This window comes from Blautia sp. AM28-27 (assembly GCF_003480905.1).
GTDB lineage: Bacteria > Bacillota > Clostridia > Lachnospirales > Lachnospiraceae > Fusicatenibacter > Fusicatenibacter saccharivorans.
Map to the genome: position 1 here is coordinate 163608 of NZ_QUJK01000004.1, position 14359 is coordinate 177966.

The window sequence follows — 14359 nt, forward strand, 5'->3', positions numbered from 1 at the left end:
AAATTCTCCATGTATTTAGAACTCAAAGTCTTTCTCGTAAAGAATCACGCGGTCGTCCGCATCGGTATGCTTTCTGGACATGCGTCTTCCGAATTTACGGGTTCCCTTTTCTGCATGGGCGATGGCACGATCCACCATATCTTTGACCTGTGAAATCGTCATCGGCTCGCCCTCCTTCTGATTGTTGCCAATCTGTGTATACAGAGCAAGCACACCCATCTCGTCCATCTTGTATCCATTCTCACGCGCATACGTGCGGGCAAACGTAACCAGCTCGTCGTTCGTGAAAACAGGAATCGAAATGACCGTCTCAAACTTCTTCGCAAAATCAGGGTAATTCCGCAGAAGACCTCTCATGCTGACCTTCTCATCCTCGATGATCAGAACCAGACTGTCGGTACGGAAATCCATTGCCTGCGACAGCTTCTCGATCGTCTCCGGGTACATCAGACCGGCACGCTCGATCAGGAGGAAACCTCCCGCCAGCTTTGAAACAATCTGCGCACAGTCCTTTTTGTTCAGAACAGATGCATCCAGACGGGCCATCTTCGTTGCCGGAAGTTTTAAGTCAGCACAGATTGCACGGACGAGATCCTCCGACAGCTTCGTTTTTCCAGTACCGTATCCGCCCATAATGGCAATGTTTCCATGACGGGAAGTACGGTCGCCTGCGTAATGATAAACACCATGCATTGCATCCAGAATCTGGATATCCATGCCTGGAACTTTCGCAAAGTAAGTAAACAGCGCTTTCTGCTCGTCACTCAGCTTATCCGGCTGGGTGTCGTTCAGGATGCGGAGTCTTGCCTCCTCCGGCGTCTCCTCGCGGAGCACCTCTTCAATCGATTTCGCAACAGTTCCTTCCGGAATGTTGTCGCGGATCAGCTGAACGGTGGCATCCGTTGTTTTTTCGATGCTCATGTTGATCGTCGCATCGGATACGCGCTCACGCTTTGGCTCGGTCGGAACTTCGATTTCGATTTCCTCCGGGGTAATCTCGATCGGCTGGGTTCCTGCCGGCTCAAACGGATCGGCTGGCTCAGTCTCGGCCGGAGTTTCCGGCTCTGTTTCGCTTTCCGGCTCGTCAGCAGGTTCTGCTTCCGCAGTTTCCGGCTCATCCGGCAGTTCGATTTCCGATGCTTTTTCAGCTTCCTGCACTTCTGCGTTCAGCGCTGCCTGAAGCTCACTAAAATCGATGGTCGGCCGTGTCTCCTCTGCCGGTTTCAGATCCGCGATGACAACCGTTGCATCCATGGACGGTGTCTCCGCCGGTTCTACGGTTTCCTCAATTTCGGCTTCCGCCTGAGCCTTCTCGGCTGCTTCTGTTTCAGCTTCCACTGCTGGTTCTGTAACTTCTGCTTCTTCGATTTCAGCCTCGGCTGCCGGTTCTATAATCTCTTCGATCTCAGCTTCATCCATCGGCTCTGTAGCTTCTTCGGTTTCAGCCTCATCCGCCGGTTCTGTGATCTCTTCGGTTTCCGCTTCATCTGCCGGTTCTGCATCTTCTTCCGGCTCAGCTTCCGCCTGCGGCTCCTCTGCCGTTTCCCGTGCCTCTGTCTCGGACTCCGGATCCATCGGCTGCTCTGCGGTTTCGGCTTCTGCTGCCGGTTCCACTGGCTCTTCTGCTTCTTCCTCCGCAACTTCCTCCGACAGGTTTGCTGCGGTCTCCTGGAACAGTGCTTCGAGGTCCGGCTCTTCGTATTTCTTCTCCGGCTTCGGTGCTTTCGGCATTACCGGCTCGGCTTTTTCCTTCGGTTTTGGCTGCGGTCTTGTCTTGATTGTCGTGTTGGCATCCGGGGATACCTCTACGTTTACATCAAGCTGCTCCGGCTCCAGATCTTTTACTTCGTACTGTACCGGCTCTTCGCTTGTCTCTTCCTCGACTGCCGTCTCTTCCTGTTTCTTTCCGCGGAAGGAGAAGACATCGCGGATGCTCTTTGCAAGCTCTGCGTGAAGATCGATCGTATTTCCAAGGTACGTCGGCGTGCTGTCTGCATACGCCTGCTCTTCCGGAATCTCCTCGATCGGCTCCTCTGTCTGCTGCAGTGCTTCGTACTCCTGCACCTGCTCTGCATCTGCCTCGGCCTGCTGTGTTTTCTCATATGCTTCGTACGGCGAACCGGCTTCTTTTTCTTCTTCACCGGCCACATACTGGCTCATCACACCGCCGTTTACCGGTTTTACTTCCGGCGTCTCTGCCGGCTCTTTCGTCGCAGCCATTTCACCGGCTCCGCTCTCTCCGGCTAACCGCACTTCAAGTGCTTCCGGATCCTCGGACGGCTCTTCATTCTTTTTGTAGTCAAAACGATGCTCGTATTTGATCTGCTGGGACGGTGACAGCGGCTCGTACTTCATTTTCAGATCCATTGCCTTTGTCACATATTTGCCCTCGCTGAACCACAGGATCAGCTCATCACAGGCATCGATGCATTTCTGCGTCTCTCCGGCTTTGCTGTAAAGGTTTGCCAGTTCATATGCCCATCTCTCGGTAAATTCCCGCTCTTTGTATTCCTCCAGAAGGGAAATCTGCTCCTCAAGCGGCGCTTTCTGTCCTCTTAAAATCTTGTATTTCAGCAGATACCGGGAATTATCGTGACGTGCGACTGCTTCAAACTCGTTGTAAAAGTCAATCGCCTCATCAAAGTCTTTCATTTTTACGGAGACCTCTACCAGGCGGTACAGAATGCCCTTTCCGATGGAGGAACGGTCATACGCCATCAGCAGAATCTTCTTCGCCTCCGGATATCGTTTGTTCGCCTCATAGACATCCGCTACCATGCCGAGCGTACGCAGACTCTTGACACGCCGCCAGTCAACGGCTTCTACAACTGCAAGTGCCCCCTCATAGTCCTCTTTTTTTACCAGACTGTTCAGCTCTTCCAGCCGGCTTTGATATTCAGCTTTATCCAATCTTTTCACCTCAATACATTTCAGATTGTTTTAGTTCATAGACACGAACAGTGTACCACACTCCCCGTAGAATGTCAAAAGAATGCCTGTTTTGCAGGCATTTTTCGGGATGCAGATCCTTCCAGCGGTCATCAAAAAAAGAACACCCGCCCCTCCGGTTTTTCCCGGAAAAGCAGGTGTCCCCTAACTACTTATATTTGATTCCGATTACTTTCTGACAGTAATCTTGTCCAGATGCCAGATATCATCTACATACTGCTGGATAGTACGGTCGGATGTGAATTTGCCGCTGTGTGCGGTATTCAGGATCGCGCTTCTTGCCCATGCAGAAGTATTTCTGTATTTATCCTCAACACGCTCCTGTGCTGCCGCATAGGACTTGAAGTCTGCCAGGGTAAAGTACATATCCGGGCGCGGAGCATTCTTCGGTGTGAGCAGGGAGTCATACAGATCACGGAACATCATGGTGTCGCCGTTTGAGTATCTTCCGCTGATCAGATCCATCACTACGTTGTGGATGTCCTGATCGTGGATGAAGTAGCTCATCGGATCGTAGGTGTAGTTGTTCTCATATTCGATAACCTGATCTGCGGAAAGTCCGAAGATGAAGGCGTTCTCTTTTCCAACTTCCTCAACGATCTCTACGTTTGCACCGTCCATGGTTCCAAGAGTCAGGGCACCGTTCAGCATGAACTTCATGTTACCGGTACCGGAAGCCTCTTTACTTGCGGTGGAAATCTGCTCGGAAACATCAGCAGCGGCAAAGATCAGCTCTGCGTTGCTGACACGATAATCCTCGATAAATACGACTTTGATCTTTCCTTTGATGGTCGGATCGTTGTTTACCACATCACCAACGGAATTGATCAGTTTGATGATCGCTTTTGCACGCTCATAACCTGCGGATGCTTTTGCTCCGAAGATGAAGGTTCTCGGGTAGAACGGCATATCCGGGTTCTTTTTCAGGCGGTCATACAGATACATGATGTGCAGAATGTTCATAAACTGACGTTTGTACTCATGCAGACGTTTTACCTGAACATCGAAAATGGAGTTCGGGTCTACATCGATACCGTTATGCTCTTTGATGTATTTTGCCAGGCGGACTTTATTTTTATATTTGATTTCCATAAATTCCTTCTGTGCCTGGGTGTCATCTGCCAGCTTAGCGATCTTTTCGATCTTCGGCAGATCGGTGATCCAGCCGTCTCCGGCGTACTCGGTTACCCAGTCAGCCAGGAGCGGGTTTCCGTGAAGCAGGAAACGACGCTGTGTGATACCATTCGTCTTATTGTTGAACTTCTCCGGAGTCATCTCGTAGAAGTCTTTTAAGGTCTGTTTTTTCAGAATCTCGGTATGAAGCTGTGCAACACCGTTGACAGAATAGCCGCCTACGATAGCCAGACGGGCCATATGAACCTGTCCGTCGTAGATCACTGCCATCTGGCGGACTTTCTCTTCATCACCCGGGTACTGCTCTCTTACCTGGATCAGGAAGCGGCGGTTGATCTCCTCTACGATCTGATAGATACGCGGAAGAAGTCTGGAGAACAGGTCAACCGGCCATTTCTCGAGTGCCTCTGCCATGATGGTGTGGTTGGTGTATGCGCAGGTCTTTGTGGTGATCTCCCATGCCTCATCCCAGCCAAGGCCTTCCACGTCCATGAGGATTCGCATCAGCTCCGGAACGGCTACGGTCGGGTGAGTATCGTTCAGCTGGAAGGTAACCTTCTCATACAGCTTTGTGATATCATCGTGATGTTTTTTATATTTTGCAACTGCTCTCTGTACGCTTGCAGAAATAAAGAAATACTGCTGTTTCAGACGCAGCTCTTTTCCTTCGTAATGGTTGTCGTTCGGATACAGAACCTCTACGATGGTTTTTGCAAGGTTTTCCTGCTCAACCGCTTTGTGGTAATCACCTTTGTCGAAGGAATCCAGGGAGAAGTCCTGAATAGCCTCTGCATCCCAGATGGTCAGCGTGTTTACAACATCGTTGTCGTATCCTACGATTGGCATATCGTAAGGAATTGCGTTTACAGACTGGTAATCTTTCTGTACGAAGTTTACGCGTCCGGTAGCCTCATCATACTCCTGTGCTACGTATCCGCCAAATTTTACTTCTTTTGCGTATTCCGGGCGTTTCAGCTCGAATGGATAGCCGTGTTTCAGCCAGTTGTCCGGTACTTCTACCTGATAACCGTCGCGGATCTGCTGTTTGAACATACCGTATTTATAACGGATACCGCAGCCGTATGCCGGATATCCCAGTGTAGCCAGGGAATCCAGGAAGCATGCTGCCAGACGGCCAAGACCGCCGTTTCCAAGCGCAGGATCTCTCTCCTGGTCCTCCAGAAGGTTCAGGTTCAGTCCCATCTCATCAAGAGCTTCCTGTACCTGTTTGTATGCAGTCAGGTTAATCAGGTTATTTCCCAGCGCACGTCCCATCAGGAACTCCATGGACATATAGTACAGAATCTTCGGATCCTGCTCATCCATTGCTTTCTGGGTTTTCAGCCAGTTGTCAATAATAACGTCTTTTACTGCGTAGCAGACTGCCTGATAAATTTCCTGCTGGGAAGCCTCTTCCAGATTTTTTCTGTACAGCATTTTTACGTTTTCTTTGACACTGTTCTTAAAAGTTTCTTTGTTGAACTCGGCGTTTAACATCTGCGTCCTCCTCAATAGCAGTCTGCGAGCGGAGAGCTTGTCTGCATCCCCGCTCGCAGGCTGATTTTTATATTAACGATCGTCGTGGAAACGCATCCAGAAGTATTCTTAGATACGCTCTACTGCCATGGTAACCTTTTCGGAGTTGATATTCCACTCCTTCTCATAGCCCTTTGTCTCTCCAGTCACGATTTCTTCTGCCAGAACTTCAGATTTAATTTCATCACCATGGTTTTTCATGATGCTTACAATCTTGTCGTTGTCTTTTGCATATACTCTGATCTTGTCCATAACCTCAAAGCCGGCCTCTTTACGCATGGTCTGGATTTTACTTACCAGCTCACGAACAAAACCTTCCTCGATCAGTTCCGGAGTCAGATTGGTATCCAGAACAACGGTGATTGTATGGTCGGATTCGGATACATAGCCTTCCATCTGTGCCATGTCAATTAACAAATCCTCCTCTAATAATACAATTTCCTGTCCATCGATGTCAAGTTTAAGTTCGCCGGTGCTCTTGAGCTCTGCCATAGCCTTGTTTCCATCCAGCTCAGACAGGGTTGTTTTGATCTTGTTCAGGAGTTTTCCGTATTTTGGTCCTACGGTACGCATCTGCGGTTTGAAGCTGTAGCTGATGAAATCTGCGATGTCATCTTTAAATACAACTTCTTTGACATTCAGCTCGTCCTCGATGATCTCTTTGTAGAATTCGGAAAGCTGGAACTCGCTCTTCACGTACATGGTTCCGATCGGCTGACGGTTTTTGATATTGGCAGTATTTCTTGCGGCACGTCCCATAACGACGATCTCCAGCAGGTCTGCCATATCCTCTTCCATCTTCGGATCGATCCAGTTCTCATGTACCTCCGGGAAGTCGCACAGATGGATACTTTCCGGTGCACTTGCATCGATGCTCTTTACGAGGTTCTGATAAATATCCTCTGTCATGAACGGAATCATCGGAGCTGCTGCTTTTGCAACGGTCACCAGTGCGGTGTACAGAGTCATGTAAGCATTGATCTTATCCTGCTCCATGCCTTTTGCCCAGAAACGCTCACGGGAGCGGCGTACATACCAGTTACTCATATCATCCACGAAGGACTGCAGTGCTTTTGCTGCCTCCGGGATACGGTAATTTGCCAGGTTGTCGTCTACTGCTTTTACAGTGGATTCCAGACGGGACAGCAGCCATTTATCCATAACAGCCAGTTTGTCATATTCCAGACTGTATTTTGTTGCATCGAAGTTGTCGATGTTTGCATACAGGACAAAGAACGCGTAGGTGTTCCACAGGGTTCCCATGAACTTTCTCTGTCCTTCCACGACCGTCTTGCCTGCGAAACGGCTCGGCAGCCACGGAGCACTGCTGGTGTAGAAGTACCAGCGGATCGCATCGGCACCGTAGGTCTGCAGTGCGTCAAACGGATCTACCGCATTTCCTTTGGATTTACTCATCTTCTGTCCGTTCTCATCCTGTACCAGACCAAGAACGATAACGTTCTCGTACGGTGCTTTGTTGAACAGCAGAGTGGAAATTGCAAGCAGGGAGTAGAACCATCCACGTGTCTGGTCTACAGCCTCGGAAATAAACTGTGCCGGGAACTGTTTCTCGAAGATTTCTTTGTTCTCGAATGGATAGTGATGCTGTGCGAACGGCATGGATCCGGAATCGAACCAGCAGTCGATAACCTCCGGTACACGGTGCATCTCTTTACCGCATTTCGGGCACTTAATGGTCACTGCGTCGATGTATGGGCGGTGAAGCTCGATGTCATCCGGGCAGTTGTCGGCTTTTTCTTTCAGTTCTTCGATACTGCCGATGCAGTCCTGATGGCCACATTCACACTGCCATACCGGAAGCGGAGTTCCCCAGTAACGGTTTCTGGAAAGTCCCCAGTCCTGAACATTCTCCAGCCAGTCGCCGAAGCGTCCTTTTCCGATGCTCTCCGGAATCCAGTTGATGGTGTTGTTGTTGCGGATCAGATCCTCTTTTACTGCAGTCATGCGGATGAACCAGGTCTCACGTGCATAGTAGATCAGCGGAGTATCGCATCTCCAGCAGTGCGGGTAGCTGTGCTCGAACAGCGGCGCATCAAACAGAAGATCCTTGTCCTCGAGTGCCTGCAGAACGGCCATATCTGCTTTCTTGCAGAAAGTGCCTGCCCACGGAGTTTCCTCGGTCATCTCACCTTTTTCGTTTACTAACTGTACGAATGGAAGATCGTATCTGTGACCGACCTTGGAGTCGTCCTCACCAAATGCAGGGGCGATATGAACAACACCGGTACCATCGGTCAGTGTTACGTAGGTATCGCAGACTACATAGTATGCTTTTTTGTTTCCGATTCTCTTCTCAGCGTACGGGAACAGCGGCTCGTACTCTTTGAACTCGAGATCTTTACCCTGATAATGCTCCAGGATTTCAGCGCCCTCACCGAGAACGGTGTCTACCAGAGCAGCTGCCATATAATAGGTATATCCTTTGCTTGTTACTTTTACATAATCCTCATCCGGGTTGACGCAGAGTGCAACGTTGGACGGAAGGGTCCACGGTGTGGTGGTCCATGCCAGGATGTAAGCGTCCTCGCCTTTTACTTTAAAGCGGACAACGGCTGAACGTTCTTTGACATCTTTGTATCCCTGCGCTACTTCATGGGAAGAAAGCGGGGTACCGCAGCGCGGGCAGTAAGGAACGATTTTGTGTCCTTCGTACAGAAGACCTTTCTTCCAGATCTCTTTTAATGCCCACCACTCGGACTCGATGTAATCGTTATGATACGTAACGTATGGGTTTTTCATATCAGCCCAGAAGCCAACGGTATGGGAGAAGTCTTCCCACATTCCCTCGTATTTCCATACGCTCTCTTTACACTGCTCGATGAATGGCTCTACGCCGTATTTTTCGATCTGATCTTTTCCGTCCAGACCGAGTTTTTTCTCAACTTCCAGCTCTACCGGCAGTCCGTGGGTATCCCAGCCTGCTTTTCTCGGCACCTGATAACCCTTCATGGTACGGTATCTCGGGATCATATCCTTGATAACACGGGTCTCTACGTGGCCGATGTGCGGTTTTCCGTTTGCGGTCGGCGGTCCGTCATAGAACACGTAGGACGGATTTCCTTCACGCACTTTCATACTTTTTTCGAAGATCTGATTGTCTTCCCAGAACTTCTCAACCTGTTTTTCTCTCTCGACAAAGTTCATGTCGGTTGAAACTTTCTTGTACATGCTTGTACCTCCTGAAACTTAAGTTTCTCGTTTGATTTGCTCGCGTAAAATAAGAAAAAGCTCCCGCCCTGTAATAGGACGAAAGCTGTACTTATCGTAACCACCTGTTACATACTATCATATGCATTTCCTGTAACGGGGAACAACCGGCAACTTCTTACCACTGCTCTCCGGTTTTCTATATTTTATGCGCCGGGTACGCAGATTCAGAACTGCAACTTGGAAGTGATGTTCACCTGCCGCTACTTGTACCGGACTCCCACCATCCCCGGCTCGCTTTCCACAGACCGTTCACGCGCAGACTACTGTCTTCGTCATCGTTTTTCATGCCTTATTATAACTAGGGGCTGTAAGCGTTGTCAAGAGTGGAAAGCATATTTTATCGGTTCTTTTCCGCGATTTTACGGGATTTTCGGGGGTGTGCGTTGCTATTTGGATGGGGGAATGGTAAAATCGGGGTATAATCAAAAAACGGAAAGGAAGTGAAATCATGGGAAGATTTGTGAATCCGGACAACAGTGCATTTCAGGTTGCTCTCAATTCTGAAATCTATGTGGACAAAACAGGACTTTTATCGTATACCAACAAAGTTCTGGACACCATACAGGGCTATATCTGCAACAGCCGCCCGCGGCGGTTTGGAAAATCATTTGCTGCAAATATGCTGGCGGCCTATTACAGCAAAGGCTGTGATTCCAGAAAGATGTTTTCTGGCCTTGCGATCAGCCAGACGGCAGACTTTGAGAAGCATCTGAACCAGTACGATGTGATTCATCTGGATATCCAGTGGTTTCTTTCGAATGTCAGCGATCCGGAACAGATTGTGGCCTACATTACAGAATGTACACTGGCCGAGCTGCGTACCATCTATGCAGATCAGCTTCCGCCGGAAGTTTCCACCGTTCCCGACGCTCTGTCCCGGATCAAAGAGGCGACCGGACAGAAATTTGTGATTATTATTGATGAATGGGATGTCCTGATTCGTGATGAGGCCTCCAACCAGAAAATTCAGGATGATTACATTAATTTTCTTCGTGGAATGTTCAAAGGGACGGAACCGACGAAATATATCCAGCTTGCGTTTCTCACGGGTATTCTTCCGATCAAAAAATTGAAAACGCAGTCTGCCTTAAATAATTTTCATCAGTATTCCATGCTGAATCCAGGCCCGCTGGCTTCCTATATTGGATTCACAGAAGATGAAGTTTCCGCTCTCTGTCAGAAATACGGACAAAATTTTGAGGAAGTCAGACGATGGTACGACGGCTATCTGCTTGGAAATTACCATGTATACAATCCAAACGCGGTGACAAGTCTGCTTCTGGATGGGACATTCCAAAGCTATTGGTCGGAGACGAGCACATACGATTCGATGGTTCCTTTTATCAATATGGATTTTGACGGATTGAAAACAGCAATTCTGGAGATGCTTTCCGGCGCCGCAGTTCCTGTCATGGTTACCTCTTTTAAAAATGACATGGTCAGCTTTGTAAATAAAGATGATGTTCTGACGCTGCTGATTCATTTGGGCTATCTTGCCTACAATCAGCAGACACAGATGGCATATATTCCCAACGAAGAAATCCGCAGGGAGTTTCTGACTGCGGTGACTTCCAATCATTGGAATGAACTTTTCGCTTTCCAGCAGGAATCTGCGGATCTTTTAGATGCTACGCTCGATATGGATGAAAATGCTGTCGCTGCCGGAATTGAAAAGGTCCATGAGGAATATACTTCCGTGATTCAGTATCATAATGAAAATTCGCTCAGTTGTGTCCTCACGATTGCTTATTTAAGTACGATGCAATATTACTTCAAACCCATTCGTGAACTTCCGACCGGGCGCGGTTTTTCCGATTTTGTCTTTCTGCCAAAGCCGGAATACCGATACGATTTTCCGGCGCTTGTAGTAGAACTGAAATGGAACAAGAATGCGAAAACGGCACTGGATCAGATTAAAAGACAGCATTACCCGGCTTCCATTGCATCTTATACAGGGGATATTCTGCTGGTTGGTGTTAATTATGATAAGAAGACGAAGGTGCATGAGTGTCGGATTGAAAAATATTTGAAATCAGGAGAAAAATGATGAAAGTTGTGATTGCAATTGATTCTTTTAAAGGAAGCCTTTCCTCTCTGCAGGCTGGAACAGCGGCCGCCACCGGGATTTATCGTGTCGATCCGAAGGTGGAGACGGTTGTGCGCCCGCTTGCCGATGGCGGTGAAGGTACCGTTCAGGCACTGACCGAAGGTCTTGGCGGACGGCTTGTCTCCGTTTCGGTGACCGGTCCTGCCGGAAAGCAGGTTATCTGCCCGTATGGCATCATCGACCGAACGCAGACCGCCATTATCGAGATGTCGGGGGCTGCCGGTATTACACAGGTACACGGCGATGAGAAAAATCCGCTGTACGCCACAACGTACGGTGTCGGTGAGGTTATCTGCGATGCCATCCGCAATGGCTGCCACCGCTTTATCATTGGAATCGGCGGAAGTGCCACAAATGACGGCGGTATTGGTATGCTACAGGCACTCGGTTTCGGACTGCTCGATGCAGAAGGAAAACAGGTTCCTTTTGGTGCTGTCGGACTGGAATCTCTTACCGCGATTACGGCAGATCACGTTCTGCCGGAACTTTCGGAATGCACCTTCCATATTGCCTGCGATGTAACGAATCCGCTCTGCGGTTCCAACGGCTGCAGCGCCGTTTTCGGACCGCAGAAGGGCGCGGATGCTGTCATGATCAAACGTATGGACACATCGCTTGCCTCCTACGCCGCACTCTGCCGGAAAACATTCCCGAACGTTGACGCGGAATTTCCCGGAACGGGTGCTGCGGGCGGACTTGGATTTGCTTTTCAGACGTTTCTTTCTGCTTCACTGGAACCCGGCATTCAGATCATACTGGATGAAACCCGACTTCGTGATGATGTGAGAGACGCTGATCTTGTCATCACCGGTGAGGGACAGCTCGATGGGCAAACCGTGATGGGAAAAGCGCCGATTGGAGTTGCAAAACTGTCAAAAGAATACGGCAAACCTGTCCTTGCGTTCTCAGGCTGTGTTACAAAAGATGCATCTGCATGCAACGCCGCCGGAATTGATGCCTTTTTCCCGATTCTGCGGAGCGTCGTTTCACTCGAAGAAGCTATGGATGTGAAAAATGCGGCAGAAAATATGACCGATACGGTAGAACAGGCTTTTCGGCTATTTTTGCTTCAGTAAAGCGGATATTCGCAATCCGCTTCGCTACTTGCTTGAGTCGGTTAAAATACAAGACCGTTTTCTCCTGCTTTAATTTTTGCAGGAAGGACAGAAAACACGTCGTGCTCTCATCGTCTTAATTCCAGCAGATATTCTGTCGTTCCTGCTTCCAGCTGTTTCGTTCCTGTCCACCGAAATCCGTGGCGGTTGTAAAACGCAATGGCACGCGTATTTTTCTCCAATGCCCATAGATGGTCTGCGTCAAACTTTTCAATTGCAAAGGTAATCAGCCCGTGGCCGACTCCGTTGTTCTGCAGACATGGATCTACGTATAGTTTACAGATTTCGGTTCCGTTGATTTCTGTAAAACCTCTTATAATTCCATCATCGTAGACATAGATGCGGTTTAAGATTTCTTCTTTCTTAAAGTACTGGTCGATCATCGGGACTACCTGCATTTCACCGAAGGAATAGGCCTCCTCGTGAAAAATCGGGAAATAATTGATTCGGTTGTTGAACACGAAAATTTCCGCAATTCTGGACAGGTCTTTCAGTTCTGCTTTTCTGATTTTCATATTTTCTCTCATTTTAATTTCCAATCAACACTTTCTTCCCCCGAAACGCAAATCCATAATACCTGATCCGCTCCTTTGCGATTCCTCTGGCAAGCAATTCTGTGTCATACTGTTTTTCCTGAATCTGACGAAGTGCATGCTCCACCGTCTCTTCCAGCGACTTTTCTTTTGATGTGTTCTGAACCTTAAATTCCATTACGATCGCATCCAGGTTTTCTTTCAATGGCTCCATTACTACGTCATACCTTCCGAATCCACTTTCTCTGTTGGAAGTGATTCTGTATTTTCCGGCCAGATCAACAATCAGCCCAAGGACAAATCCATGGTAAAATCTTTCTGGTTCGAGTTCCTCTGATGGTTTTCCGCCCGTGTCGAAACTGCTGAATGTCTGAAGTGCTACCTGATTCATAAACTGGTTCATATAATCCAGATCTCCGGCAAGCAGAGCATCTTTAAAATTGCCATATGCAGAATCTTCTTCTGTAAACCAGTCCTCTATCATTTGTTCAAACATCAGCATTGTCTCATGATTTGTCACTTTCAAATCATACTGGCGCTTTCCTGTTCGGTTATCCATTTCGTACCGATCCACTTTCAGATATCCGCTCGCAAGCATAAGACTCCAGATGGCTCCCCGCTTTCTGCCAAGCTGTTCAAAAATAACCTGCTCATCCAATTCTGTGCAGATCACTCTGCCGTTTAATAAATCTTCCATTTCCGTCTTGATCTTTGCAGGACTTCGACGGATCAGATTGGAGATCAGCATATTTCCGCTGGTGTCTGCCCAGTACGTTCCATATTCTCCCGTGTCCAGATATTTTGTAATGGACCACGGATTGTAAATATCCTTCCGTTTTCCAAAGGAAAATCCATCATACCAATAGCGGACGGTTCCTTTTTCATCGGACAGCCCATTTTCCTCCAGCGCATGAAAGACTTCTTCTTCTGTAAAGCCAAACGAGCCGCTGTACTTTTCCGATGTTGTTGTTACAACTTCAAGATTATTCAGATCGGAAAAGATAGATTCTTTACTGACTCTTGTTATTCCTGTCAGCAGTCCCCGTTCCATATAGGGATTCGTTTTGAATGTGGAATTGAACAGGCTTCTGATAAACGCAGTAAGATTCTCCCAATACCCATGAATATACGATTCCTGCAAAGGAGTATCATACTCATCCAGAAGAATAATCACCTTTTTTCCGTAATAGCGGCTCAGATAATCGGACAGATAATTGACAGCTACTGCTGCCGCATCATCCGACATATTTTCTTCAACGGAATCAAAATAGGCGCGGTCTTTTTCATTTAATACTTTGCTGGATTTGACAAATTCAAAAGTACTATATAATTTTACCAGCTTACGAATTACCGCTCTTCTTGCAGTCTCATATGTGGTTGCCTTGATATCTGCAAAGCTGAGGGAAATCACCGGATACGTTCCCTGCAGCTTACGAAATCTTTCCTCTTTCCAGATGACAAGGTCTTCAAAATATTTGCTGCATTCGGAATGATTTACGGAAAAGAAATATTCGACCATACTCATATTCAGGGTCTTGCCGAATCTTCTTGGGCGTGTGATCAGAGTAACACTGTCCTGATTGTCCCACCATTCCCTGATAAAATCCGTCTTATCGATATAAAAACAGTTATTCTTTCTAATGGATATAAAATCCTGATTTCCAATGGAAATTACTGATTTCATGGGTCTGCTCCTTCCTAAATCCTTTACCACCGACAGGCTTGCAAAAATTTATTTCTGTTTCTATTTTATC

At 47.9% G+C, this 14359-nt stretch carries 7 protein-coding genes; 2 read left to right on the forward strand and 5 right to left on the reverse strand.

Translation table 11 applies throughout. The features are described 5' to 3' along the window. Positions 1-15: 15 nt before the first annotated feature. From DW743_RS08625 to ileS, 3 genes are all read right to left on the reverse strand, one after another. Positions 16-2910 carry a hypothetical protein gene (locus DW743_RS08625; protein ID WP_117761355.1) on the reverse strand — a complete coding sequence of 965 codons (2895 nt, stop codon included), beginning with the start codon at positions 2908-2910 and terminating at the stop codon, positions 16-18. A gap of 207 nt (positions 2911-3117) precedes the next feature. After that, positions 3118-5580, reverse strand: coding sequence for a glycogen/starch/alpha-glucan phosphorylase (locus DW743_RS08630; protein WP_055222024.1), 2463 nt, complete (start codon positions 5578-5580; stop codon positions 3118-3120). Between the two features lie 108 nt (positions 5581-5688). Continuing rightward, a complete protein-coding gene (gene ileS / locus DW743_RS08635) occupies positions 5689-8808 on the reverse strand; it encodes an isoleucine--tRNA ligase (RefSeq protein WP_117761356.1) in 3120 nt (1039 codons plus the stop codon). Between the two features lie 490 nt (positions 8809-9298). Here ileS and DW743_RS08640 point away from each other — a divergent pair, with 490 nt between their 5' ends. Both DW743_RS08640 and DW743_RS08645 read left to right on the forward strand, forming a co-directional pair. Continuing rightward, positions 9299-10897: an AAA family ATPase gene (locus DW743_RS08640; RefSeq protein ID WP_117761357.1), complete on the forward strand. Its 1599-nt coding sequence runs from the start codon at positions 9299-9301 to the stop codon at positions 10895-10897. Then, positions 10897-12033, forward strand: coding sequence for a glycerate kinase family protein (locus DW743_RS08645; protein ID WP_117761358.1), 1137 nt, complete (start codon positions 10897-10899; stop codon positions 12031-12033). Before DW743_RS08640 ends, DW743_RS08645 begins: the two co-directional genes overlap by 1 nt. A gap of 107 nt (positions 12034-12140) precedes the next feature. Here the strand turns inward: DW743_RS08645 and DW743_RS08650 are convergent, their stop codons facing one another. Both DW743_RS08650 and DW743_RS08655 read right to left on the reverse strand, forming a co-directional pair. Further along, positions 12141-12587, reverse strand: a complete 447-nt coding sequence (locus DW743_RS08650) for a GNAT family N-acetyltransferase (protein ID WP_055225986.1) — start codon at positions 12585-12587, stop codon at positions 12141-12143. A gap of 13 nt (positions 12588-12600) precedes the next feature. Continuing rightward, positions 12601-14289 (reverse strand): AAA family ATPase, encoded by a 1689-nt coding sequence (locus DW743_RS08655; protein ID WP_055225796.1) that lies wholly within the window; start codon positions 14287-14289, stop codon positions 12601-12603. Positions 14290-14359: the final 70 nt, after the last annotated feature.

Coding starts and splice junctions, on each gene's coding strand:
- DW743_RS08655 (WP_055225796.1), bottom strand. CDS start 14,289: ATGAAATCAGTAATTTCCATTGGAAATCAGGATTTTATATCCATTAGA.
- ileS (WP_117761356.1), bottom strand. CDS start 8,808: ATGTACAAGAAAGTTTCAACCGACATGAACTTTGTCGAGAGAGAAAAA.
- DW743_RS08645 (WP_117761358.1), top strand. CDS start 10,897: ATGAAAGTTGTGATTGCAATTGATTCTTTTAAAGGAAGCCTTTCCTCT.
- DW743_RS08650 (WP_055225986.1), bottom strand. CDS start 12,587: ATGAAAATCAGAAAAGCAGAACTGAAAGACCTGTCCAGAATTGCGGAA.
- DW743_RS08640 (WP_117761357.1), top strand. CDS start 9,299: ATGGGAAGATTTGTGAATCCGGACAACAGTGCATTTCAGGTTGCTCTC.
- DW743_RS08630 (WP_055222024.1), bottom strand. CDS start 5,580: ATGTTAAACGCCGAGTTCAACAAAGAAACTTTTAAGAACAGTGTCAAA.